The following is a 23,111-nucleotide window of genomic DNA, read 5'->3' as shown; positions in this document are numbered from 1 at the left end:
GGCGCGCGCGCCCGCCGCGTGTCGCCGCGTATCGCCGGCGCGGCAGGAAACACTGCGATACCGGCCACGCTGAACCCGATACACGCCGATACAGACCGTGCGTTGAGGCTGGACGGGCGCGACCGCCATGCTGCTGTCGACGCCGCAGCACGCGGCCCGGCCACAGGTCCCGCCTCAGTGAAACCCGCGCTTCCCAAGACACGGCGCCGCCGCATCGTCCTGCTCGTCCTCGCGCTGGCCATCCTGGCCGCGATCGCGGCCTGGTGGCTGCAGCCGCCGCCGGCGCCGACTTTGGCCACCTCGCCAGTGGTGCGCGGCGACATCGAGCAGACCGTCGAGGCCACCGGCACGATCAAGCCCTCGCAGCTGGTCAGCGTCGGCGCGCAGGCGTCCGGCCGCATCGAGTCGCTGAAGGTCAAGCTCGGCGACAACGTCAAGGCCGGCGACCTGATCGCCGAGATCGATTCGCGCACCCAGCTCAACACGCTCAAGAGCGCGCAGGCGGCGCTGCAGAACGCACGCGCCACGCGCCAGGTGCAGGTCGCCAACCTGCGCCAGTACGAACTGGCATTCAAGCGCCAGCAGCAGATGCTGGCCGCCGAAGCCACTTCGCAGGCCGACTACGACAGCGCGCGCGCCACGCTGGAAGGCACCCGCGCGCAGATCGCCGCGCTCGAGGCCACCATCGCCGAGCAGCAGACCACGGTGGACAGCGCGCAGACCACCCTGGGCTACACCAAGATCACCGCGCCGATCGACGGCACCGTGGTCGCGGTGGTGTCCAAGCAGGGTCAGACCGTCAACGCCAACCAGAGCACGCCGACCATCGTCATGCTCGGCAACCTCGCCACCATGACCGTGTACGCGGAGATCTCCGAGGCCGACGTGGTCAAGACCAGGGAGGGCCAGCCGGTGTACTTCAGCATCCTCGGCAATCCGGACAAGCGCTACACCAGCACCCTGCGCGACATCGCCCCGGCGCCGGAATCGGTGACCAGCGAGGACAGCACCTCCAGCACGACATCGTCCACCTCCACCTCCACTTCCAGCACGGCGATCTACTACTACGGCCTGTTCGACGTGGACAATGCCAGCCGCGAACTGCGCACCTACATGACCGCGCAGGTCAGCATCGTGCTCGGCAAGGCCAGCAAGGTGCTGAGCATTCCCTCGGCCGCGCTGGGCGAGAAGCGCAGCGACGGCAGCTATGCCGTGCAGGTGGTCGGCGCCGACGGACGCCCGCAGCCGCGCACCGTGACCATCGGCCTCAACAACAACGCGCAGGCCGAAGTGAAGAGCGGGCTGCGCGAGGGCGAACAGGTGGTGGTCGGCGAGGCCACCGCCGCGACCAAGCAGGCCGCCAGCGAGAAGAACACGCAGCGCCGCGGCGGTCCCGGCGGCGGCCCGCCGCCGATGGGCATGTGAGGCAGCGGCCATGAGCGAAGCACTGCTGCAGCTGCGCGACCTGCGCCGCGAATTCCCCGCCGGCGACGACACCCTGGTCGTGCTGCGCGACGTCAACCTGGACATCGCCGCCGGCGAGATGGTGGCCATCGTCGGCCAGTCCGGTTCCGGCAAGTCCACCCTGATGAACATCCTCGGCTGCCTGGACCGGCCCAGCGCCGGCAGCTACCGCGTGGCCGGCCGCGCCACCGGCGCGATGCAGCCCGACGAGCTGGCGCAGCTGCGCCGCGAGCACTTCGGCTTCATCTTCCAGCGCTACCACCTGCTCGGCGACCTCGACGCCACCGGCAACATCGAGGTGCCCGCGGTCTACGCCGGCATGCCCGGCACGGCGCGCAGCGCGCGCGCCGCCGAGCTGCTGCGCCGGCTCGGGCTGAGCGACCGCGCCGGGCACATACCCGGCAAGCTCTCCGGCGGACAACAACAGCGCGTATCGATCGCGCGCGCACTGATGAACGGCGGCCAGGTGATCCTGGCCGACGAGCCCACCGGCGCGCTGGACACGCGCTCGGGCGAGGAAGTGATGGCGATCCTCGGCGAGCTGCACGCCGAAGGCCACACCATCATCATCGTCACCCACGACATGTCGGTGGCGCGGCACGCGCAGCGCATCATCGAGATCCGCGACGGCGCGATCATCGCCGACCGCGCCAACCCGGCGATCGACGCGCGCCGCGCCGCGCGCCGCCTGGAATCGGCCGCGGCCGGCGGCAGCCGCTGGCAGGCCATGCGCGACCGCTTCACCGAAGCGTTCCGGATGGCGCTGCTGGCGATGAACGCGCATCGCCTGCGCACCTTCCTGACCATGCTCGGGATCATCATCGGCATCGCCTCGGTGGTGTCGGTGGTGGCGCTGGGCAACGGCTCGCAGCAGCAGATCCTGTCCAACATCTCCGCGCTCGGCACCAACACCATCGAGGTGTATCCGGGCAGCGGCTTCGGCGACATGCGCTCGGGCCGGGTGCAGACGCTCAAGGCGCGCGACGCCACCGCGCTGGCGCAGCAGAGCTACGTGGACAGCGCCACGCCCAACGTCTCCAGCTCGGTCACCGCGCGCTACGGCAACCAGTCGGCCACCGCCCAGGTCAGCGGCGTCGGCGAGCAGTACTTCCGGGTCAAGGGGCTGAAGCTGGCCGAGGGCGCGTTCTTCGGCGCCGAGGCGGTGTCGGGCATCCAGCAGGTGGCGGTGATCGACCAGAACACGCGCACGCAGTTCTTCGGCAAATCGCCGCGCAGCCCGATCGGCCAGGTGATCCTGCTCGGCAACGTGCCGGTGCGCGTGGTCGGCGTGGCGCAGAAGCAGACCACCGGCTTCGGCAGCAGTTCCACGCTGAGCGTCTGGGTGCCCTATACCACCGCGATGTCGCGCATGCTCGGGCAGAGCTACGTGTCCAGCATCACCGTGCGCGTGTCCGACGCCACCCCGATGGACGCGGCCGAACAGGCGGTGACGCGGCTGCTGAAGCTGCGCCACGGCAGCGAGGATTTCTTTCTCAGCAACAGCGCCGAGATCCGCGAGACCATCGAGAAGACCACGCAGACGCTGACCCTGATGATCGGCGCGATCGCCGCCATCGCGCTGGTGGTCGGCGGCATCGGGGTGATGAACATCATGCTGGTGTCGGTGACCGAGCGCACCCGCGAGATCGGCGTGCGCATGGCGGTCGGCGCGCGGCAGAGCGACATCATGCAGCAGTTCCTGATCGAGGCGGTGCTGGTATGCCTGCTCGGCGGCCTGCTCGGGGTCGGCCTGGCGCTAGCGCTGGGCCGGGTGTTCGCCGCGGCCGGCGGCAGCTTCAGCATGATCTTCTCGACCGGCTCGATCGTCGCCGCCTTCGCCTGCTCCAGCCTGATCGGCGTGGTGTTCGGCTTCCTGCCCGCGCGCAACGCCGCGCAACTCGATCCCGTGGAGGCCTTGGCCCGCGAATGAACATGCTCTCCTCGATGCGCCCGGCGCTGTTGCCGCTGGCCCTGCTCGCCACCCTGTCCGGCTGCGTCAGCACCGGCCAGTACCGCGCTGCGCCGATCGACGTGCCGCAGCGCTACGCCGCCGGGGCCGACGCCGCGAACGCCACGCGCCAGCCGTTGCAGGTACAGGCCACCTACCCCGCCCACGACCTCGCCGCCGACGCGTGGTGGCAAGGCTTCGGCGATGAGCGCCTGGACCGGCTGGTGGCGCGTGCGCTGGCGGTCAACGCCGACCTGGCCACGGCCGGACTGCGCCTGCGCAAGGCGCGGCTGCAGGCCGGCCTGAGCGAGACCGAGCTGTGGCCCAGTGCCAGCGGCAGCGTCAGTGCCTCCGGCAGCCGCGCCACCGACCATCACGACACGGTCGCGCGCAGCCAGTCCGCCAGCGTGTCGCTGAGCTGGGAGGTCGACCTGTGGGGCAAGCTGCGCGCGCAGCGCGACGCCGATCGCTGGGAGGCCGAGGCCACCGACGAGGACCGCGAGAACACCGCGCTGGCCCTGGTCGGCGAGGTCTGCGACCAGTACTGGCAATTCGGCTACCTCAACCAGAGCATCGCCGCGGGCGAGGAAGATCTCGCGCGCCTGGCCAAGACCCTGCAGCTGGTGCAGGTGCAGTTCCAGGCCGGCGACGTGTCGCGGCTGGAGGTGCGCGAAGCCGAGCAGAACCTGGAAAGCCAGCGCACCGCGCAGAGCAAGCTGCTGCAACAGCGGGTGGAAGCGCGCACCACGCTGACCGTGCTGCTGGACGGACAGCCGTGGCCGCAGGCCGAGGAACCGCAGGATCTGAACGCCTTCGCGCGCCCGCCGCTGGCACCCGGCCTGCCGGCGGAACTGCTGGCGCGCCGCCCGGACCTGCGCGCGGCCGAACTGCGGCTGCGCAGCGCACTGGCCGACATCAAGGTCACCGCGACCAGCTATTACCCGACACTGAGCCTGACCGGCTCGGTCGACGGCAGCAGCACCACGCTGGCCAACGTGCTGAAGAACCCGGTCGCCACGCTCGGCGCCGGGCTGACCCTGCCGTTCCTCAACCTGCACCAGGCCCAGCTCAATACGCGCATCACCGGCACCAGCTACGAGATCGCCGCCAGCACGTTCCGCACCACGCTGTACACCGCCCTGGGCGACGTCGACAACGCCTTGTCGGCGCGCACCCAGTTGGAGACGCAGGTGGCGGCGGCGCAGAAATCCTTCGATGCCGCGCGCGACGTGGAGCGCATGTACGAGGTCCGCTACCGCAGCGGCGCCACCGACCTGCGCACCTGGCTGGACGCGCAACAGACCCGGCGCAGCGCGGAACTGACCCTGGCCCAGGCCAGGCGCGACCAGCTCGACAACGACGTTACCCTGTACCAGGCGCTGGGCGGCAGCGGTGCGTCGGCATCGGATGAAGGTGCAACGTCGGCAACGGCCGTGGCGGCGACGAGCGCAGCAATCGACCAGCGCTGAAGCGGAACATCGCCGCGAACGGCTCCAGGCGGCTTGGGGACCATGGGCCAGACCGAAGGTCGGCCCGCACGGGCCCGGTCGGGGCTGAAGCCCCTCCTACAGTGCACCCAGCCGGCTCGCCGCAATCCCTCCAGGAACGGCTTCGAGTGGCCTTGTGTCATCCGCCGGACGCAGCCCCGACCTTCCGCCATCATGCAGTCGGGGCTGAAGCTCCTCCTACAGTGCACCCAGCCGGCACCTCCGCCGTCCCCGCACAAACTCCTGTAGGAGCGGCTTCAGCCGCGACAGGCAGCGTGGCGGGCCTTCGGCCTTCGGATACCGAAGCCCCTCCAAAGCGCATCCGGCCAAGCACGCGGCGCCCACTGTGGGAGCGACTTCAGTCGCGACGAGCGAAGTGGGGAGTCGAACGACTTTGGTCAGGTCGGGGCTGAAGCCCCTGCTACGAATGCACCACGCCGGCGCATGCGTCGCGTGCAGCAAAACCCTCCACGACGCGACGCGCGTGGACGGCGCCTCACCCCATGCGCTGCCGCACCGCCTCGAACAGGGTCACGCCGGTCGCCACCGACACGTTGAGGCTCTCGATGTCGCCCGGCATCGGGATCTTGACCAGGCCGTCGCAGTGCTCGCGGGTCAGCCGGCGCAGGCCGTCGGATTCGCCGCCCAGCACAAGCGCCACGTTGCCGCGCAGGTCCTGCGCGTACAGCGAGGTCTCGGCCTCGCCGACCAGGCCGTAGATCCACACACCCTGCTTCTGCAGGTCGCGCAGGCAGCGCGCCAGGTTGGTCACCGCCACGATCGGGATGCGGTCGGCGGCGCCGGCCGAGGTCTTGCGCACGGTGGCGTTGACCGGCGCCGACTTGTCCTTCGGGATCACCACCGCGGTGGCGCCGGCCGCCGCGGCGCTGCGCAGGCAGGCGCCGAGGTTGTGCGGATCCTGCACGCCGTCGAGCACCAGCAGCAGCGCGCGGCCCTCGGCGGCGGCGACCAGGCCTTCCAGTTCGTTCTCGCCCCAGGTACGCGCCGCCGCATAGCGCGCGGCCACGCCCTGATGCCGCACCGAGCCGCCGACGCCGTCCAGCGCCTGGGTATTGACCCGCCGCACCTCGATGCCCTTGCGCCGCGCGTTCTCCTCGATCTCCACCAGCCGCGGATTCTTGCTGCCCGCCTCGATCAGCACTTCGCGCACGTTGTCGGCATCGTTCTCGATCGACGAGGCCACGGCGTTGACGCCGACGATCCACTGGTTCTGCTTGCTCATGAGGCGGGGACTGCGAGGAAGGAAAGCGGGAATGGTAGGCGTTGCCGGCGCCCACGTCACATCGCCTGCGGCGCATGACCGCGCCGACCGGGCATCTGCGCCCTGCGCAGCAGGGCGACAGGACCCGACGGCACAGCAGCCGCGCCGCGGCGACGGGCAGCCGGGCGCGCACGGGACTCCCGCTTGCCCGGCACGCCCGGAAGCCGCCTGCCGCGACCGCGACGACACCGCGGCACGCCCGAACCCCTACGCGGCGGCACTGCCCCGTGCCACCCATGTCTTCGGCGGAAACCGCGGCGGGCAGGCCCTGGACCGGCGTCCGCGCTCCTGCGACGGCACGCTCAGCCCGGCCAACGCTCGGTGTCGTGGTCCGGATGCTGGTGCGACACCACCTGCGCCAGGAACGGCGCCGCGTCCAGATCGGCCTCGGTGCAGATCGACGGCAACCGGTGCAGGCCATCCACGAACGGCAGCTTGCCTTCCAGCCCGTACTGGATCCGCGGCGGCAGCGCCGCCGGGTCGTCGAACGCACCGGCGGCCACCGCGATGCCGTCCGGCGCTTCGTAGGTCAGCGGCGTGCCGCAGTCGGCGCAAAAGCCGCGCCGCACCAGATTGGAGGAGTGGAAATGCTTCGGCGCGCCACGCGTCCACAGCAGTTCCGCACCGCGCGTGGACACCAACGGCGCGTAATAGGCACCGAATGCCTTCTGGCACATCCGGCAATGGCAGATCGAGGCGTCGTCGAGCCGGCCGCGCACCCGGAAGCGCACCGCACCGCACTGGCAACCGCCGCTGTACTGGTCGTGATTCATGCATGCTCCCTGGTTGCGGTCCTGGCAGCCGTTCGGCCCAGCGTGTTTTACCAGAACACCGCGATAGGGGCAGTGGGCTGCGCGCACCTTGCTCAGGACAAGTCTCCTCGCCGCAGGGCGACCTATTCTGCGCCGCCGCGATCGTGGAGCTGCGTTTCGAATGCCACCTTGCCCAAGCGGCTCTTGACCCGATACGTCCCTTCGCCGAGTTCCGCAGATTTAAACAGCTCGCGCCTGTCGATGAATCCCGGCACTTCGTGCATCCAGATCCGTTCGACCTTTGCGCTTCCTTGGCGCGCGACTTCGCAATACCAGGCTTCGCCAACGTCGGAGTTCAACAGCTTGAACACAGTGACGTTCCGCTTGCCGTCCTTACTGCGTTTTGCAAGCCTTCCGATCGGAACCAGCAGTTGCAAACCGGCATTCAAGATCGCGTCAGCGGTGGAGTCCACGAGCTTGACGAGCACGTCGTTGCCGCCACGGCTTGTGGCAGTTGCAAGCAGCGCGCCACGCAGTGCTTCCAATAGCCTGATGTCCTGGCCCGGCCGGCCCAGCGACAAAAAATGTTCGAAATCAAAGTCTTCGACAAACACATGGGTCACACCCAACACGTTATCGAACGCATCCTCTTCGCCGCGCGGGCCCAGTGACACCACGATCTTGCTGGAGCCGTTGATCTCCACCGTCGGCAGCAGCGCCATGAACATCTGCGTGATGTGATGGCTCAACCGACGAATACCCATACCCTCCGGGAGAACGGCCGCGTCGCTTTCCTGCAGGACGAGTAGATTCAGATGCATTGCTGTTCGCAACCATGAACCACATCGCGCGAACGGTGTGCCCGCCGCGCGCCGCTTGCGCGATCGCGGCGGGCGCCGAGCGGCCCGCCGCGACGCCGCGCCGTCAGTACTTCTTTTTCTTGCGCTTGGCCGGCTGCTGCTGCCCACGTTCCGGCGGCGGCGGCATGTCGGTCATCGGCTCGCCTTCCACCACCAGGCGGAAATCGATCTTGCGCTCTTCCATGCTCGCCTTCAGCACCAGGATGCGGACCCGGTCGCCGAGCCGGAACTGCATGCCGCGGCGCTCGCCGGACAGGGTCTTGCGCACCGCGTCGAACTGGTAATAGTCCTGCGGCAACTGGGTCACGTGGATCAGGCCGTTGACCTTGGACTGGTCCAGCTCCACGAACAGGCCGAAGCTGGTGACGCCGCTGACCACGCCGTCGAACTGGCCGCCGACGTGCTTCTCCATCCATGCCGCGCGGTAGCGCTCGTCGACCTCGCGCTCGGCCTCGTCGGCACGGCGCTCGCGCTCGGAGCACTGCAGCGCCAGCGCCGCCATCTCGCGCGGCGAGTACAGGTACTTGTCCGGCGCGCCGCGGGTCAGCGCGTACTTGATCGCGCGGTGCACCAGCAGGTCCGGATAGCGGCGGATCGGCGAGGTGAAGTGCGCGTACGCCTCCAGCGCCAGGCCGAAGTGGCCGGCGTTGTCCGGCGAGTACACCGCCATGCTCTGGCTGCGCAGCAGCACCGACTCCAGCAAGGCCGCGTCGGGGCGCTCGCGCACCTTCTTCAGCAGCTTGGTGTAGTCGCCCGGCACCACCTTGTTCCACGGCGGCAGGCTCAACTTGAATTCCTTCAGGAACTCCAGCAGGTCGGCGTACTTGGACTCCGGCGGCCGCTCGTGCACGCGGTACGGCGCCGGGATGCGCGCCTCCAGCAGGTGCCGCGCCGCGGCCACGTTGGCGGCGATCATGCATTCCTCGATCAGCTTGTGCGCATCGTTGCGCACCAGCATGCCGGCCTGGGTCACCTCGCCGGTGTTGTCGAGCACGAAGCGCACTTCCGAGGTCTCGAACTCGATCGCGCCGCGGCGCGCACGCGCCTTGGCCAGCACGTGGTACAGCTGGTACAGGCGCTCGATGTGCGGCAGCACCGTGGCCACGTCCTTGCGCACCTGTTCGTCCTTCTCGCCCACCGCCTGCCACACCTGCTCGTAGGTGAGCCGCGCATGCGAGTTCATCACCGCCTCGTAGAAGCGCGCGCCGGTCACCTCGCCCTGGCGGTCGATCTGCATGTCGCAGACGAAGCACATGCGGTCGACCTTGGGGTTGAGCGAGCAGATGCCGTTGGACAGCGTCTCCGGCAGCATCGGCACCACGAAGCCGGGGAAATACACCGAGGTGGCGCGGCGGATCGCTTCCACGTCCAGCGGCGTGCCCGGACGCACGTAATGCGACACGTCGGCGATCGCCACCACCAGGCGGAAGCCCTCCGCGTTCGGTTCGCAGAACACCGCGTCGTCGAAGTCCTTGGCGTCGGCGCCGTCGATGGTCACCAACGGCGTCTGCCGCAGGTCCACGCGGCCCTTGATCGCCGCCGGCTCCACCGTCAGCGGCACCGCCGCGGCTTCGTCGAGCACCGCCTGCGGGAATTCGTAGGGCAGTTCGCGGCCGTGGATCGCGGTCTCCACCACCAGCGACGGGGTCAGCTTGTCGCCGAGCACCGCGATGATCTTGCCGATCGGCGGGCGCCGCCCGTCCGGGGTCGAGGTGAGTTCGCACACCACCAGCTGGCCGTCGCGCGCCTCGCCCGCCGCATCCGGCGGGATCTGCACGTTGCGCTGGATGCGCTTGTCGTCCGGCACCACGTAGGCGATGCCGCCTTCCATGCTGAAGCGGCCGATCAGCCGGCTCAGGCCGCGCTCGAGCACGCGCGCGATGCTGCCTTCGCGGCGGCCGCGGCGGTCGATGCCGGTGACGTTGGCCAGGGCGCGGTCGCCATGCAGCACCTTGCGCATTTCGTAGGGCGGCAGGAACAGGTCGTCGCCGCCCTCGTCCGGACGCAGGAAGCCGAAGCCGTCGGGATTGGCGATCACCACGCCGGGGATCAGGTTGGTCTGCTGCACCGGCGCGTAGCCGCCGCGGCGGTTCTGCACCAGCTGCGCCTCGCGCAGCATCGCGCCCAGGCGCTTGCTCAACGCCTCCATGCGCGAGGGTTCGGTCAGGCCGAGTTGCCCGGCCAGCTCTTCCAGGGTCTGCGGGCCGTCGCAGCGGTCGAGCAGTTGCAGGATCGCCTCGCGGCTGGCGATCGGCTCGGCATAGCGCTCGGCCTCGCGGGCGGCGAACGGGTCGGCGACCGCGGCCGGCGGCTTGCGCGACGGCGCGGACTTGGGTTCGGGCGGATGCAGCGGTTGCAGCGGCGGCTTGGGGCTGCGCCGCAGGAAGCTGGGCAGGCTGGGCATCCACGACGGCAGCTTGGATTTCTTCGGCGGCGGCGGAGCCGCCGGGGTGCCGGCCTTGCTGGCGGGCGTGTCGTGGGACGCAGACTTGCCGGGCTTGCCGGACTTGGCTTTTCGATTGGTCATCCGCCCATGGTACTCGCTGGGCCGGCAACGCAGGCGAACCGGCGGCCGCGACGGGCCGCGAGCGGCCTCCAGAAACGACGAGGCCCGCGTCAGCGGGCCGGTCGTTGCGGGAGCTTGGCGCTCCCGCGTCTTGCATGTGGTGCCCAGAAGAGGACTCGAACCTCCACGAAGTTGCCCCCGCTAGCACCTGAAGCTAGTGCGTCTACCAATTCCGCCATCTGGGCGATGGAGGCCGCGAATTCTGCGGACAGCGGACCCCCTTGTCAATGCCGGCGTGCGATGCCGTGTGCAATGCACGACAAATCGCGCATTCGACGTGCCGCTGCAATGCAGGGCGACGCGCCTGCGGCATTCGCCCGCGACCGCCTCGCCTGCAACCCGCGGTCGCGGCGCCGGAGCGCGGCCGGCCACATCGCCACGGCAGCGGCATGCGCGGGCGCGGGCGCGGCGCATTCGGCGCAAATCCGCATCCCTGGTGCGGATCCGGACACGACGGCGAGCCTGCGCGGCGCCGACCGGACCTGCTTCGAACAACCGCCGTGACGCAGCCAGGAGAACGCGATTTTGTCGGTTGATCGCGCAGCGCAAAGGGCTAGCGTGCGTGCGGCAATCCGCCCCTCCCCCACGCTCAGGAGTTCCCCATGAAGTCCCTGCCCGCCTCGCTGCTCGCCGCCTCGCTGCTCGCCTTCGCCCACCCTGCCGGCGCCGCCACGCCGCTCGATTCGCTCGCCGAGATCGAACGTTCGCTGGATACCGGCGCCTCGGTCGCCGTAGCCATCGACCTGAGCCAGTGCACGCCCAGTGCCGGCGGCGCCACGCCGACCCAGACCCGCGGCGGCCTGCGCATCGGCGCATACCGGGTGATCGCCGACGGCACCCTGTCCTTCGCCGACGAGCATTTCACCGTGGGCCGCGACGGCAAGCCGATCCAGCAATTCCTGCGCTACCAGGTGCATCCGGACAGCAGCATCGACTTCAGCATGGCCGTGTTCGCCCTGCCCGGCTACCAGCAGACCGGCACCACGCTCGGCTACCGCTGCGCGATCAACCAGGGCCTGCGCTTCACCGCCAGTCCCTGAGCCGGCGCGACGCGTGCGCCGCCGTCGCGGCGCACGCGTGGCCCGAGCACGCACGCGAAAGCGCCGCTTGACAGCGGCGCGCGCAACCGACAAAATTCTCGGCCTGTATCGCCCAGGTGGCGGAATTGGTAGACGCACTAGCTTCAGGTGCTAGCGGGGGCAACTTCGTGGAGGTTCGAGTCCTCTCCTGGGCACCATCGATACAGCAGTAAAGAAAAACCCGCTTCGGCGGGATTTTTTTTGCCTGGCGTTCGGCGCATCGGCCAGCGCGACGCCGTTGCTCGCCCGCCGTTGGACATGGCGTCCGCCTGGCGGCGCTGCGAACGCGGCGCAACTCCGCACGGCATTGCCTCTCGCCGCGCCCGATACGGATACGGCGACAGCAGAGACCACCCCTGGACGCCACGGCCCACCCTTGTGTCTGGCTTTTTGTGGGAGGGACTTCAGTCCCGACGCGCGTCGCCGGCAAAAGTGCCGCGGCTAAAGTCCCCCACGACGAACGCCCTCGAAACGCCCGATGGCGCCGCCCCTCGGCGATGATCGATGCCGCCGACGAATCAGCGATGGCCCGGCGCCACGATCGGCGCCTTGCCGCCTGGCGATCCCGGCATGCGCAAGCGACTGCAGAACCGTTGCGGCGCGCCACGCCGCCAGCGCATGGCGAGCGCGCCGCGGCGCACAAGCGCGCTTGACAGCACTGGGCACTGCCAGCAGAATTCCGCGCCTGAGTTGCCCAGGTGGCGGAATTGGTAGACGCACTAGTTTCAGGTACTAGCGGGTAAAACCGTGGAGGTTCGAGTCCTCTCCTGGGCACCACGACCGACAGGTCGGCAGTCATCGAAAAAGACCCGCTTCGGCGGGTTTTTTGTTGCCTGCGCCGCACGCGGCGCCCTGCGCCAGCCCGCGGCGCGAGGGCGGCGCCCGCCTCATGGCCGATGGCATGCTCAGTTCGATGCGACAGGCTCGGACAGGCACCGCCGCATCAGCGGCGCGCCCGCCACGCGCTCAGCGATCCGGCGGCCGGAACGCGCCGATGTCCACGCGCACGCCGTCCACCCATACCGCCACCATGTACGCCCGGTAGCCCGGATTGTGGCGCTCGGCCGCGCGCGCGGCCAGATACGCATTGGCGGCATGGACCAGCACGTACAGCGCCGGCTCCAGCTGCGCCACGCGCCTGAGCTTCACTTCGTAGGTGGCCATGCCCCACCCCGTGCCGCGGCCGCGCCGCGATCGCCGGCCGCGGCGGCGGCGGCCTGGCGCCACGCCACCGCGCCGCACTGCGCCGTCGCTGCGACGGCAATGGAAAACGCGCCAAACACCATGCACTCCTCGGTCGTCCCTGTCCGGCGTGCGCGCCCTCACGTGTCGGCGCGGCCCGCACCGCCAAAGTATCGAATTCCCGAACATCTAGAGTCAAGCATGGCTGTACGACAAGGTTACGGATGCTCCATATCTTGGTAGGCCCCGTCTCCGCAAGGCCCACCGCGATGAAAAGCTTCGGCGACCGTTTGCGCGAAGCCAGGAAAGCCGCCGGGCTCACCCAGGAACAACTGGGTTTCGCGCTGGGCGTGACCAAGTCGTCGGTGTCGGCGTGGGAGAACAATCGCGAGACCCCGAGCTTCCGCCTGCTGCCGAATCTGCGCAGCGTGCTCAAGCGCTCGCTGGACGAACTGATCTGCGGCCACGGCCAGAGCGGCCCGCGCCTGCACGACATCCCGGCCGATTACGCGCTGCAGGCGCACGACACCCATGAGCAGGCGCTGCTGACCCGCTACCGCAACCTGCCGGCACGGCGCCGCGAAGCGGTGCTGGAACTGCTCAAGCCGGACAAGGGCTGAGCGCGCCGCGGCGTGCGCCGACGGGCCTCCCCTGTAGGAGCGGCTTCAGCCGCGACAGGCACCTTCGGCAAGTTCCTGTCGCGGCTGAAGCCGCTCCTACCGAAGCTTCACGGCAGCGCGCCTCAACCGCCGACGCCGATCTCGCGCAGCGCCTCGCCCCAGATCCGGTAGCCCTCCTCGCTGGGATGGGTGCTGTCGGGCATCAGCGCCTGCGGCAGGCTGCCGTCGCGCTGCAGGAAGCGCGCGCCGATGTCCAGCCAGCGCACCGCCGGATCGTGGCCGAAACGCGCGGCCAGCAGGCGGTTGGTCTGCGCGATCGGGTCGCGCAGCGGCGCATCGGCGGCGAAGCCGCGCGGCAGGATGCCCATCAGCACGATCCTGCTGCGCGGCAGCCGCTGGCGCACCTCGGCGACCACCGCGGCCACGCCGTCGGCCGCTTCCTGCGGCGTGCTCGCCCGCGCGTTTGCGGTGCCGGTGAGGTTGTTGGTGCCGATGTTGATCACCACCCAGCGCGGCGCCAGGCCGTCCACTTCGCCCTGGCGCAGCCGCCACAGCACGTTCTGGGTGCGGTCCCAGCCGAAACCCAGGTTCAGCACCCGGGTCGTGCCGAAGGTGCGCTGCCAGGCTTGCGCGCCGCTGACCCGGGTGGCCTGCGGCGGCCCGGCCCAGAAGTGGGTGATCGAATCGCCGATCATCACCACTTCCGGCTGCAGGCGGCGCGCTGCGTCCAGCGCCGCATGGTGGCGCGCATACCAGTCGTAGGAATCCTGCTCCAGCCATGGCACCGGGATCAGCGCGGTGTTGGCCGCGGTCATCGCCGCCAGCGGCAGCCGCGGCGGTTCGCCGAGCAGCCGCGCCAGGGTCGGCTCGATCGCCTCGGCCATGCGCCGCTGGCCGCGCGTGTCCGGGTGCAGCGCGGTGCCGGGCGGGCGCAGCCGCGGGTCGTAGAACAGGCTTTGGTCGAGTACGCCGTCCTTGCGGAAGATCGCGCCGACATCGAGATAGGTCACGCGCGGATTGTCGCCGTAGCGCACCGCCAGGGCGCGGTTGACCTCGGCGTCGCGCGCGATCTTGTCCGCCGCTCCCGCGCTGGGCAGCAGGCCGAGCAGCAGGATGCGCGTGGCCGGCAGGCGTTGCTCCAGGGTCGCCACCACCGCGTCGATGCCCAGCACGGTGTCGGCGGCGCTGTGCCGCTCGTGGCCGGTGTTGTTGGTGCCGATCAGCAGCATCGCGACCTTGGGCTGCAGGCCGTCAACTTCGCCATGCTGCAGGCGCCACAGCACGTGTTCGGTGGCATCGCCGCTGAAGCCGAGGTTGAGCGCGCCGCGGCTGCCGTAGAAGGTCTGCCAGGTCGGCTGGAAATCCTCGTCCGGCGGGCTGGCCTTGTCGTAGTTGTGGGTGATCGAATCGCCGATCAGCAACAGCGGCGCGTCCGGGTGCGCGCGCACCTGCGCGAGCACCTGCGCGTGGCGCTGCGCCCACCAGGCTTCGTGCAGGCGATCGGTCGGCGTGATCGCCGCCACGCTCGCATCGGCCTGCGTGCCGGCGCTGACCAGCGCGGCAAGGCACAGCAGCAGCGCCGCAGGTCGCCGGATGCGCATACCGGCGCGGCGCGACCGCGAGGAGGCCGGGCGAGACCACAAGGCGCGCAGAAAACGCTGCATGTCCGAACCTGCCGATGCGTGCAAGGGAGCGGCATTCTGGTCCGCGGCGCGCCGCGGCGGCAAGCGCGGCGCACAAACGAAACCCCGCACCGGGCGGGGTTTCGTGGTTGCCGGCAGGCCGGGCTCAGTGACCGCCCGCGGCGGCCGCACCGCCGCCGCCCGCGAACGGCGGCTTGGCCAGCCACAGGAAGAAGATGATGCCCAGGAACGTCCAGCCCAGCAGGTAGAAGATGTCGTTGAAGCCCATCTGCGAGGCCTGGTGGTTGATGGTGTTGTTGAGGAAGGCCGCGCCGGTCTGCAGGTCGCCCTGCCCCATCGCCTGCACCTGCTCCTGCATGCCCGGGGTGTAGGTGGAGATGTGCTCGGTGAGGTGCGCATGGTGCATCTGCGTGCGCTTGGCCCACAGGTAGGTGGTCAGCGAGGCGGCGAAGCTGCCGCCCAGCGTGCGCAGGAACGTGGCCAGGCCGGAACCGGCCGCGATCTCGCGCCCGTCCAGGTCCGACAGCAGGATCTGCAGCACCGGCATGAAGAACAGCGCCACGCCCACGCCCATCAGCAACTGCACCCCGGCCACGTGCGCGAAATCGACCTGCAGGTTGAAGTCCGAGCGCATGAAGCTGGTCGCCGCCATGAAGATGAAGGCGATGCTGGCGAGCATGCGCAGGTCGAAGCGCGAGGCGTACTTGCCGACGAACGGGGTCATCAGCACCGGCAGGATGCCGATCGGCGCGGTGGCCAGGCCGGCCCAGATCGCGGTGTAGCCCATGTCGCGCTGCAGCCACTGCGGGATCAGCAGCGACACGCTGAAGAACGCGGCATAGGCCACGATCAAGGCCATGGTGCCGGCGCGGAAATTGCGGTGGCGGAACAGGCGCAGGTTGACGATCGGATCCTTGTCGGTCAGTTCCCAGATCAGGAACACCGCCAGCGCCACCGCCGAGATCGCGGCCAGCACCACGATCTTGTCCGAGCTGAACCAGTCCTCGTCGTTGCCCAGGTCCAGCACCAACTGCAGGCAGCCGACGCCGATGACCAGCGTGATCAGGCCGACGTAGTCCATGCGCGGGCGCTCGGTCGGTTCCGGGCGGCCGCGCAGCTGCGAGCCGACCACGATCGCGGCGATGATGCCCAGCGGCACGTTGATCAGGAAGATCCATTCCCAGCTGTAGTTGTCGGTGATCCAGCCGCCCAGGATCGGGCCGGCGATCGGCGCGACCACGGTGATCATCGCCAGCAGCGCCAGCGCCTGCCCGCGTTTCTCGCGCGGGTAGATCGACACCAGCAGGCTCTGCGTGATCGGGTACATCGGCCCGCACACGAAGCCCTGGATCGCGCGCGACACCACCAGCATGCCCATGCTCTGCGCCAGGCCGCACAGCAGCGAGGCGATGGTGAAGGACAGCGTGGCCCACACGAACAGCTTGGTCTCGCCGAAGCGCCGGCTCAGGAAGCCGGTCAGCGGCAGCGCGATCGCGTTGCTGACCGCGAACGAGGTGATGACCCAGGTCGCCTGCTGCGAACTGGCGCCGAGGTTGCCGGCGATGGTCGGCAGCGAGACGTTGGCGATGGTGGTGTCGAGCACCTGCATGAACGAGGCCATCGCCAGGCCCACCGTGCACAACGCCACGCTGGGCGGGCGGAACGCGGCGGCCGGTGCGCCCGGAGCCCCGGGCGCGGCAGGAGTGGCAGCTTGGTTGGACATGGCCGGGCTCAGTTCGCCTTGGCGGCGTCGGGCAGGTTGGCGTGGATGATCTGCGCGATGGCCTCGTCGGCCTGGCCCAGCTGCTGCGCGTAGACGTCGGTATCCAGCAGCGTGCCGGTGGCGAACTTGGTCGGCAGCACGCCGCCGTTCTGCTGGTGCAGGTTCACGTCCACCTTCATCGACAGGCCGATGCGCAGCGGGTTCTGCGCCAGCTGCTTGGCATCGATGGCGATGCGCACCGGCACGCGCTGCACGATCTTGATCCAGTTGCCGCTGGCGTTCTGCGCCGGCAGCAGCGAGAACGCGCTACCGGTGCCCAGGCCCAGGCTCTGCACCGCGCCCTGGTAGCGCACCGCGCCGCCGTACAGGTCCGACTCCAGCTCCACCGGCTGGCCCAGGCGCATGTGCTTGAGCTGGGTTTCCTTGAAGTTGGCTTCCACCCACACCTGCTCCAGCGGCACCACCGCCATCAGCGCGGTGCCGGGTTGCACGCGCTGCCCGACCTGCACCGAACGCCGCGCGACGTAGCCGGAGACCGGCGCGACGATCGCGCTGCGGGCGTTGTTGAGGAAGGCCTGGCGCACCTGCGCGGCGGCGGCCTGCACGTCGGGCTGGTGGGCCACGCCGTTGTCGTCGATCAGCGCGCGGTTGCGCTCCACGGTCTCGCGCGAACCGCTGACCGCGGCCTCGGCGGCGGCCAGCTGGTCGCGCGCATGCGCCAGTTCCTCGGCGGAGATCGCGCCGGTGGCGACCAGGCTGGCGCGGCGGGCGACGTCGGCGCGGGCGCGCTGCAGGGTCACCTGCTGCGACGACAGGTCGGCCTGCGCGCCTTCCACGCTGCGGAACAGGCCGCGCACCTGGCGCACGGTCCGCGCCAGATTGGCCTCGGCCTGCTGCAGCGCGACCTGGGTGTCGGCCGGGTCCAGCTTGACCAGCAGCTGGCCGCGCTCCACGCGCATGCCGTCGTCGGCGCCGATGCTGACCACGGTGCCGGCCACCATCGGCGTGATCTGCACCAGGTTGCCCTGCACGTAGGCGTCGTCGGTGTCCTCGTGCCAGCGGCCGGAGACGAAGTACCAGATCGCCAGCGCGATCAGCACCAGCACCACCACCACGGCCAGGCCGCGCAGCAGCTTGCCGCGCCGGCTGGGGGCGGAAGCGGAGGAATCGGGAGTCGTTGTCTGATTCATTGCGGCGGTCTCAGGAATGCGTGGAAGCGGAAGAGGTCAACGGCGCGTCGGCCGCGGGGGTGGCTTCGTAGCCGCCGCCCAGCGCCTGGTTCAGGCGCACCGAGACCAGGATCTGGTTGGACTGCAGCGAGGCCAGCCGCTGCTGCGCCTCGAGCAACTGCTGCTGCACGCTCAGCACGTCCAGGTAGTTGCCGATGCCGGCGCGGTAGCGCTGCTGCGCCAGGTCGAAGGCGGCCTGCGCGGTGCCCACCGCCTGCGCCTGCTGCTGCGCCTGCTGCGCCAGCGAACGCGCCGCGCTGACCTGGTCGGCCACCTCGCGCAGCGCCGCCACCAGCGCCTGGTTGTAGCTGGCCACGGCCAGGTCGTACTGCGCGTCGCGCTCGGCCAGCTGGCTGCGCAGGCGGCCGCTGTCGAACAGCGGCAGGCTCAGGCTCGGCGCGAACACGCCGAGCAGCGCGTCGCTCTTGAACAGGTCGCCGAGGTCGGTGGCGGCGACGCCGCCGAGCGCGAGCAGGTTGATGCTCGGATAGAACTGCGCCTTGGCCGCGCCGATGCTCTGCGACGACGCCTCGACCCGCCAGCGCGCGGCGACCACGTCGGGACGGCGCCCCAGCAGGTCGCTGGGCAGCACCGACGGCAACTGCACCGCCACCGGGTCGAGCGGGCGCGGGCGCTCGATCTGCAGGCCGCGGTCCGGGCCGCGGCCGAGCAAGGCCGCCAGCGCGGTGCGCGCCTCGTCGATCTGCTGCTGCGCCGCCTGTTGCTGCTGGCGCGCCGCCGGCACCCGCGCCTCGGCCTGGCGCAGCTGCAGGTTGCTGTCGATGCCGGCGTCGCGGCGCTGCCGCACCAGCTTCAGGCTGTTGTCCGAGCGCGCCAGCTCTTCGCCGGCCAGGTCGTACAGGCGCCAGGCGTAGCCGAGCTGCGCGTAGGCGCGGGCGACCGCGGCCGACAGGTCCAGGCGCGCGGCCTGCGCATCGACCTGCGCCGCATGCGCCTGGTCCACCGCCGCTTCCCAGGCGGCGCGCTTGCCGCCCCACAGGTCGAAGCCGTAGCTGAAGTCCAGCAGCGCCTGCTCGTTGTGGATGTACTTGCCGCCGATCTCGTCGCCGGCCAGGCCCTTGGGCAGCTGCAGCCCGGTATAGCCGGCAGACAGCGACAGCTTGGCGCCGCGGTCGGCGTTGGCCGCGCCGGCCTGCGCCTGCGCCAGGCGCAAGCGCGCATCGGCCGCCTCCAGGTCCGGGGTGCCCTGCAGCGCCTCGGCGATCAGCGCGTCGAGCTGCGGGTCGCCCAGCGCCTTCCACCAGTCCTGCTGCGGCCAGGCGGCCGGCGCCAGCTGGTCGGCGGCCAGGGTCTTGCCGGCCTGCAGCTGCTGGTCGGCGTCGAGCCGGCGGCCCTGCGGTTCCAGGCCGCGGCTGCTGGCGCAGGCGGCCAGCGCCAGGGTGAGTGCCGCGGCCGCGAACGGGCGCAGGCGATGGGACGAAGCGGAGAGATTCATAAGCGGATTCACGGCGAATTGAGGGAGTCGCGGACGCGGGTCAACAGCGAAGTGAGGTGCTCGCGCTCCTCGGCGGAAAGGTCGCGCAGCGCGCTGGCGATGGCCTCGTCGCCGCGTTGCTTGAGCTGCTGCCACAGCGCGCGGCCTTCGTCGGTCAGCACGATCTGCAGCGCGCGGCGGTCCTGCGCATGCGCTTCACGGCGCACCCAGCCCAGGTCCTGGAACTTGTCCAGCAGGCGGGTGACCGCGCTGGGGTTCTGGTCGATCGCCTGGGCCAACTCGTTGGCGGTGCACGGCGACATCGACGCCAGCGCCTTCATCCCGATGTAGTGGCTGAAGCCCAGGCCGAGCTGCAGTTCGGTCATGGAATCGTCCAGGCGGCGCATCAGCCCGTCGCGCACCTGCCGCAGCAGCAGGCCGAACGACGGCGGACCAGGGAAGGAGGGAGCGCAGTTCATGGGCGCCAATTATTTTCATTTGGAAATATATGTCAAGAAAATATCGCGGAAATAATTAAATGCTGCGTTGCAACAGCGGAACGCTGGCGCGCCGCCACTCTAGCGCCGCGGCGGCCTGGCCCAGTATTACAATCAGGACAATGGATATCGAAAACCGGCCATCTTCTCCGCCCCTGCCTTCGGCACGCCACGGCGAGCCGCTGGATCTGCTCGATCCGCGCGTGGAGGCCTGGTTCGAACGCGCCGACGGCCCGCCGCTGCAGGCGTTCCGGGCGCAGACGCCGCTGGCGCTGCGCCACGAGGTGGACTGGCACCGCCATGTCCGCGGCCAGATGATGTGCGTGGAGCAAGGCCTGCTGAGCGCCCGCACCGAGCACGGCCACTGGTCGCTGCCGCCCGGCTGCGCCGGCTGGATGCCGCCGCAGGCCATGCACACGGTGCAGATCTCCGGGCCGCTGCGCGGCTACATCCTGCTGGTCGGCCCGGCCGCCTGCGCCGAACTGCCCGACCGCCCGTGCGTGATCGGCATGAACGGCCTGTTGCGCGAACTGCTGCTGCGGGTGGCGGCATGGGGCGTGCCCGATGCGCTGGACGCGGACCAGCAGCGGATCTGCGCGGTGCTGCTGGACGAACTGCGCCAGGCGCCGCTGGAACGCCTGCATCTGCCGATGCCCAGCGACCGGCGCCTGCTGCGCATCGCCGCGCAGTTGCTGGCCGCGCCTGCCGATGGCCGCTCGCTGTCGCAGTGGGCGCAGTGGGCCGGGCTGTCGCCGCGCAGCCTGAGCCGGCACTTCCGCGAGGAAACCGGGCTCAGCTTCGCCGGCTGGCGGCAGCAGGCGCGGCTGGCCGAGGCGCTGCGCCAGCTCAGCGACGGCAGCAGCGTCGCCGATGCCGCGCACCGGCTCGGCTACAGCAGCCCCAGCGCCTTCGTCACCGCCTTCCGCGGCCATTTCGGCCATCCTCCGGCACGCTACCTGGCCAGTACCGGCCGCGCCGTCGCCACGCGCGGCTTGGCATCGCCGGCCGCATCCGGATAATCGACCGGCTGACCTGCGGCGCCCGCCGCCGCGTTCCCCTATAGGTATTTCCTGCGCATGACCGATCTCGCCCGCCCCGCCTTCCATGGTTTCGAACAGCTGCCGCTGCGCGAATACGCCGAACGCGCCTACCTCGACTACTCCATGTACGTGGTGCTGGACCGCGCCCTGCCGTTCCTCGGCGACGGCCTGAAACCGGTGCAGCGGCGCATCATCTACGCGATGAGCGAGCTGGGCCTGAACGCCACCGCCAAGCCGAAGAAGTCCGCGCGCACCGTCGGCGACGTGATCGGCAAGTACCACCCGCACGGCGACAGCGCCTGCTACGAAGCGCTGGTGCTGATGGCGCAGCCGTTCTCGTACCGCTACCCGCTGATCGAGGGCCAGGGCAACTTCGGCTCCACCGACGATCCGAAGTCGTTCGCGGCGATGCGCTACACCGAATCCAAGCTGACCCCGATCGCCGAAGTGCTGCTCGGCGAACTCGGCCAGGGCACGGTGGACTGGTCGCCGAACTTCGACGGCACCATGGACGAGCCGACCTGGATGCCGGCGCGGCTGCCGCACCTGCTGCTCAACGGCACCACCGGCATCGCCGTGGGCATGGCCACCGACGTGCCGCCGCACAACCTCAACGAGATCGTCAGCGCGCTGATCCGCCTGCTCGACGACCCCGACGCCAGCGTCGCCGACCTGTGCGAACACGTGCGCGGCCCGGACTACCCGACCACCGCCGAGATCATCACCCCGGCCGCCGACCTGCGCGCGATCTACGAGACCGGGCACGGCAGCGTGCGCGCGCGCGCCACGTTCCAGAAGGAACACGCCAACATCGTGGTCACCGCGCTGCCCTACCAGGTGTCGCCGTCGAAGGTGATCGAGCAGATCGCGCAGCAGATGCGCGCCAAGAAGCTGCCGTGGCTGGAAGACATCCGCGACGAGTCCGACCACGCCAACCCGGTGCGGGTGGTGCTGGTGCCGCGCTCCAACCGGGTCGACGCCGAGCAGCTGATGGGCCACCTGTTCGCCACCACCGACCTGGAGCGCAGCTACCGGGTCAACCTCAACGTGATCGGCCTGGACGGCCGCCCGCAGGTCAAGAACCTCAAGACCCTGCTGGAGGAGTGGCTGCGCTTCCGCAGCGACACCGTGGTGCGCCGGCTCAACCATCGCCTGGAGAAGGTCGAGCGGCGCCTGCACCTGTTGGAAGGCCTGCTGGTCGCGTTCCTCAACCTGGACGAAGTGATCCGCATCATCCGCAGCGAGGACGAGCCCAAGCCGGCGCTGATCGCGCGCTTCGCGCTCAGCGAGGAACAGGCCGACTACATCCTGGAGACCCGCCTGCGCCAGCTGGCGCGGCTGGAGGAGATGAAGATCCGCGGCGAGCAGGACGCGCTGGCCAAGGAGCGCGAACAGCTGCAGGCGGTGCTGGCCAGCAAGACCAAGCTGAAGAAGATGATCAAGGACGAGCTGGTCGCCGACGCCAAGAAGTTCGGCGACGCGCGGCGCTCGCCGCTGGTGCAGCGCGGCGCAGCGCAGGCGATCGACGAGACCGAGCTGGTGCCGAGCGAGCCGATGACCATCGTGATGTCGGAGAAGGGATGGATCCGCGCGGCCAAGGGCCACGACGTGGACCCTGCCGGCCTGTCCTACCGCGACGGCGACAGCCTGCTGGCCGCGGTGCGCGGGCGCAGCACGCAGCAGGTGGCGTTCCTGGATTCGGAAGGCCGCGCCTACTCCACCCTGGCGCATTCGCTGCCGTCGGCGCGCGGCAACGGCGAGCCGCTGACCGGGCGCTTCTCCCCGGCCTCCGGCGCGTCGTTCCAGGCCATGGCCAGCGGCGAGAACGACAGCCGGCTGGTGCTGGCGTCCTCGCACGGCTACGGCTTCGTCACCCGCTTCGAGAACCTGACCAGCCGCAACAAGGCCGGCAAGGCGATGCTCAACCTGACCCCGAACGCCAAGGTGCTGACGCCGGCCGCGGTCAGCAACGCCGAGACCGACCGCATCGTCGCGGTGACCAGCGCCGGCCACCTGCTGGCGTTCCCGGTCGCCGACCTGCCCGAGCTGGACAAGGGCAAGGGCAACAAGATCATCGACATCCCCAAGGCCAAGCTCGGCACCGAGCGGGTGGTGGCGATCGCCGCGGTCGCGCCGGGCAACACGCTGCTGGTGAAGAGCGGCCAGCGCACCATGTCGCTGTCGTTCAAGGACCTGGACGCCTACCTGGGCGTGCGCGCCAGCCGCGGCGGGCTGCTGCCGCGCGGGTGGCAGAAGGTGGATGGCCTGGCGGTGGAGTGACGCGGCCGGGATTGGGGATTGGGG

General features: G+C 70.1%; 18 protein-coding genes and 3 tRNA genes. 10 read left to right on the top strand and 11 right to left on the bottom strand.

Going from position 1 to position 23,111, the window contains the following annotated elements:
• Positions 1-177 precede the first annotated feature (177 nt).
• The 3 genes from AB3X10_RS08570 to AB3X10_RS08560 are packed head-to-tail and all read left to right on the top strand — an operon-like array spanning position 178 to position 4,881.
• The gene (locus AB3X10_RS08570) at positions 178-1,425 is read left to right on the top strand and encodes an efflux RND transporter periplasmic adaptor subunit (protein WP_369980741.1); all 1,248 of its coding nucleotides are present in this window, start codon (positions 178-180) and stop codon (positions 1,423-1,425) included.
• A 10-nt stretch (positions 1,426-1,435) separates the two neighbouring features.
• Positions 1,436-3,394 (top strand): MacB family efflux pump subunit, encoded by a 1,959-nt coding sequence (locus AB3X10_RS08565; protein ID WP_369980739.1) that lies wholly within the window; start codon positions 1,436-1,438, stop codon positions 3,392-3,394.
• Positions 3,391-4,881 carry a TolC family protein gene (locus AB3X10_RS08560; RefSeq protein ID WP_369980737.1) on the top strand — a complete coding sequence of 497 codons (1,491 nt, stop codon included), beginning with the start codon at positions 3,391-3,393 and terminating at the stop codon, positions 4,879-4,881. Before AB3X10_RS08565 ends, AB3X10_RS08560 begins: the two co-directional genes overlap by 4 nt.
• Before the next feature lie 514 nt (positions 4,882-5,395).
• Here the strand turns inward: AB3X10_RS08560 and rlmB are convergent.
• From rlmB to AB3X10_RS08535, 5 genes are all read right to left on the bottom strand, one after another.
• Positions 5,396-6,142, bottom strand: coding sequence for a 23S rRNA (guanosine(2251)-2'-O)-methyltransferase RlmB (gene rlmB, locus AB3X10_RS08555; RefSeq protein WP_003467227.1), 747 nt, complete (start codon positions 6,140-6,142; stop codon positions 5,396-5,398).
• Positions 6,143-6,483: 341 nt separating this feature from the next.
• Complete coding sequence (locus tag AB3X10_RS08550; RefSeq protein ID WP_369980734.1) at positions 6,484-6,954, bottom strand: GFA family protein; 471 nt, start codon at positions 6,952-6,954, stop codon at positions 6,484-6,486.
• A 122-nt stretch (positions 6,955-7,076) separates the two neighbouring features.
• A complete protein-coding gene (locus tag AB3X10_RS08545) occupies positions 7,077-7,754 on the bottom strand; it encodes a hypothetical protein (RefSeq protein WP_369980732.1) in 678 nt (225 codons plus the stop codon).
• Positions 7,755-7,857: 103 nt separating this feature from the next.
• The gene (gene rnr / locus AB3X10_RS08540; protein WP_369981732.1) at positions 7,858-10,197 is read right to left on the bottom strand and encodes a ribonuclease R; all 2,340 of its coding nucleotides are present in this window, start codon (positions 10,195-10,197) and stop codon (positions 7,858-7,860) included.
• A gap of 260 nt (positions 10,198-10,457) precedes the next feature.
• Positions 10,458-10,544, bottom strand: a tRNA-Leu gene (locus tag AB3X10_RS08535).
• A gap of 67 nt (positions 10,545-10,611) precedes the next feature.
• Between AB3X10_RS08535 and AB3X10_RS08530 the strand changes: the two genes are divergently transcribed.
• The 4 genes from AB3X10_RS08530 (at position 10,612) to AB3X10_RS08515 (ending at position 12,215) form a co-directional block, all read left to right on the top strand.
• The gene (locus tag AB3X10_RS08530; RefSeq protein WP_369980730.1) at positions 10,612-10,863 is read left to right on the top strand and encodes a hypothetical protein; all 252 of its coding nucleotides are present in this window, start codon (positions 10,612-10,614) and stop codon (positions 10,861-10,863) included.
• Positions 10,864-10,961: 98 nt separating this feature from the next.
• The gene (locus tag AB3X10_RS08525) at positions 10,962-11,399 is read left to right on the top strand and encodes a VirK family protein (protein ID WP_369980728.1); all 438 of its coding nucleotides are present in this window, start codon (positions 10,962-10,964) and stop codon (positions 11,397-11,399) included.
• A gap of 110 nt (positions 11,400-11,509) precedes the next feature.
• Positions 11,510-11,596: transfer RNA gene (locus AB3X10_RS08520), tRNA-Leu, on the top strand.
• Positions 11,597-12,130: 534 nt separating this feature from the next.
• A tRNA-Leu gene (locus AB3X10_RS08515) sits at positions 12,131-12,215 on the top strand.
• 189 nt (positions 12,216-12,404) lie between these two features.
• Here AB3X10_RS08515 and AB3X10_RS08510 read toward each other — a convergent pair.
• A complete protein-coding gene (locus tag AB3X10_RS08510; RefSeq protein WP_003467215.1) occupies positions 12,405-12,602 on the bottom strand; it encodes a hypothetical protein in 198 nt (65 codons plus the stop codon).
• A gap of 287 nt (positions 12,603-12,889) precedes the next feature.
• Between AB3X10_RS08510 and AB3X10_RS08505 the strand changes: the two genes are divergently transcribed.
• Positions 12,890-13,240 carry a helix-turn-helix domain-containing protein gene (locus AB3X10_RS08505; RefSeq protein WP_369980726.1) on the top strand — a complete coding sequence of 117 codons (351 nt, stop codon included), beginning with the start codon at positions 12,890-12,892 and terminating at the stop codon, positions 13,238-13,240.
• A gap of 122 nt (positions 13,241-13,362) precedes the next feature.
• Here the strand turns inward: AB3X10_RS08505 and AB3X10_RS08500 are convergent, their stop codons facing one another.
• From AB3X10_RS08500 to AB3X10_RS08480, 5 genes are all read right to left on the bottom strand, one after another.
• Entirely contained in the window at positions 13,363-14,904 is a 1,542-nt protein-coding gene (locus AB3X10_RS08500; protein WP_369980724.1) for a GDSL-type esterase/lipase family protein, read from the bottom strand.
• Between the two features lie 124 nt (positions 14,905-15,028).
• Positions 15,029-16,606, bottom strand: a complete 1,578-nt coding sequence (locus tag AB3X10_RS08495) for a DHA2 family efflux MFS transporter permease subunit (protein WP_369980722.1) — start codon at positions 16,604-16,606, stop codon at positions 15,029-15,031.
• Positions 16,607-16,614: 8 nt separating this feature from the next.
• Positions 16,615-17,796 carry an efflux RND transporter periplasmic adaptor subunit gene (locus AB3X10_RS08490; RefSeq protein WP_369980720.1) on the bottom strand — a complete coding sequence of 394 codons (1,182 nt, stop codon included), beginning with the start codon at positions 17,794-17,796 and terminating at the stop codon, positions 16,615-16,617.
• A gap of 10 nt (positions 17,797-17,806) precedes the next feature.
• The gene (locus tag AB3X10_RS08485) at positions 17,807-19,291 is read right to left on the bottom strand and encodes an efflux transporter outer membrane subunit (protein ID WP_369980718.1); all 1,485 of its coding nucleotides are present in this window, start codon (positions 19,289-19,291) and stop codon (positions 17,807-17,809) included.
• An 8-nt stretch (positions 19,292-19,299) separates the two neighbouring features.
• The gene (locus tag AB3X10_RS08480) at positions 19,300-19,749 is read right to left on the bottom strand and encodes a MarR family winged helix-turn-helix transcriptional regulator (RefSeq protein WP_369980716.1); all 450 of its coding nucleotides are present in this window, start codon (positions 19,747-19,749) and stop codon (positions 19,300-19,302) included.
• A 140-nt stretch (positions 19,750-19,889) separates the two neighbouring features.
• Between AB3X10_RS08480 and AB3X10_RS08475 the strand changes: the two genes are divergently transcribed.
• Positions 19,890-20,786, top strand: a complete 897-nt coding sequence (locus AB3X10_RS08475) for an AraC family transcriptional regulator (protein ID WP_369980714.1) — start codon at positions 19,890-19,892, stop codon at positions 20,784-20,786.
• Positions 20,787-20,843: 57 nt separating this feature from the next.
• Complete coding sequence (parC, locus tag AB3X10_RS08470) at positions 20,844-23,087, top strand: DNA topoisomerase IV subunit A (RefSeq protein ID WP_369980712.1); 2,244 nt, start codon at positions 20,844-20,846, stop codon at positions 23,085-23,087.
• Positions 23,088-23,111: the final 24 nt, after the last annotated feature.

The organism is Xanthomonas sp. DAR 80977, from assembly GCF_041240605.1.
Lineage (GTDB): Bacteria > Pseudomonadota > Gammaproteobacteria > Xanthomonadales > Xanthomonadaceae > Xanthomonas_A > Xanthomonas_A bundabergensis.
Note: the sequence above shows the minus strand (reverse complement) of the source record. Positions and strands in the feature narration are given on the sequence as shown.

Excerpts from the sequence above, each read along its gene's own strand:
- AB3X10_RS08565 (WP_369980739.1), top strand. The coding sequence starts at position 1,436 with ATGAGCGAAGCACTGCTGCAGCTGCGCGACCTGCGCCGCGAATTCCCC.
- AB3X10_RS08560 (WP_369980737.1), top strand. The coding sequence starts at position 3,391 with ATGAACATGCTCTCCTCGATGCGCCCGGCGCTGTTGCCGCTGGCCCTG.
- rlmB (WP_003467227.1), bottom strand. The coding sequence starts at position 6,142 with ATGAGCAAGCAGAACCAGTGGATCGTCGGCGTCAACGCCGTGGCCTCG.
- AB3X10_RS08550 (WP_369980734.1), bottom strand. The coding sequence starts at position 6,954 with ATGAATCACGACCAGTACAGCGGCGGTTGCCAGTGCGGTGCGGTGCGC.
- AB3X10_RS08545 (WP_369980732.1), bottom strand. The coding sequence starts at position 7,754 with ATGCATCTGAATCTACTCGTCCTGCAGGAAAGCGACGCGGCCGTTCTC.
- rnr (WP_369981732.1), bottom strand. The coding sequence starts at position 10,197 with ATGCCCAGCCTGCCCAGCTTCCTGCGGCGCAGCCCCAAGCCGCCGCTG.
- AB3X10_RS08530 (WP_369980730.1), top strand. The coding sequence starts at position 10,612 with ATGCACGACAAATCGCGCATTCGACGTGCCGCTGCAATGCAGGGCGAC.
- AB3X10_RS08525 (WP_369980728.1), top strand. The coding sequence starts at position 10,962 with ATGAAGTCCCTGCCCGCCTCGCTGCTCGCCGCCTCGCTGCTCGCCTTC.
- AB3X10_RS08510 (WP_003467215.1), bottom strand. The coding sequence starts at position 12,602 with ATGGCCACCTACGAAGTGAAGCTCAGGCGCGTGGCGCAGCTGGAGCCG.
- AB3X10_RS08505 (WP_369980726.1), top strand. The coding sequence starts at position 12,890 with ATGAAAAGCTTCGGCGACCGTTTGCGCGAAGCCAGGAAAGCCGCCGGG.
- AB3X10_RS08500 (WP_369980724.1), bottom strand. The coding sequence starts at position 14,904 with ATGCAGCGTTTTCTGCGCGCCTTGTGGTCTCGCCCGGCCTCCTCGCGG.
- AB3X10_RS08495 (WP_369980722.1), bottom strand. The coding sequence starts at position 16,606 with ATGTCCAACCAAGCTGCCACTCCTGCCGCGCCCGGGGCTCCGGGCGCA.
- AB3X10_RS08490 (WP_369980720.1), bottom strand. The coding sequence starts at position 17,796 with ATGAATCAGACAACGACTCCCGATTCCTCCGCTTCCGCCCCCAGCCGG.
- AB3X10_RS08485 (WP_369980718.1), bottom strand. The coding sequence starts at position 19,291 with ATGAATCTCTCCGCTTCGTCCCATCGCCTGCGCCCGTTCGCGGCCGCG.
- AB3X10_RS08480 (WP_369980716.1), bottom strand. The coding sequence starts at position 19,749 with ATGAACTGCGCTCCCTCCTTCCCTGGTCCGCCGTCGTTCGGCCTGCTG.
- AB3X10_RS08475 (WP_369980714.1), top strand. The coding sequence starts at position 19,890 with ATGGATATCGAAAACCGGCCATCTTCTCCGCCCCTGCCTTCGGCACGC.
- parC (WP_369980712.1), top strand. The coding sequence starts at position 20,844 with ATGACCGATCTCGCCCGCCCCGCCTTCCATGGTTTCGAACAGCTGCCG.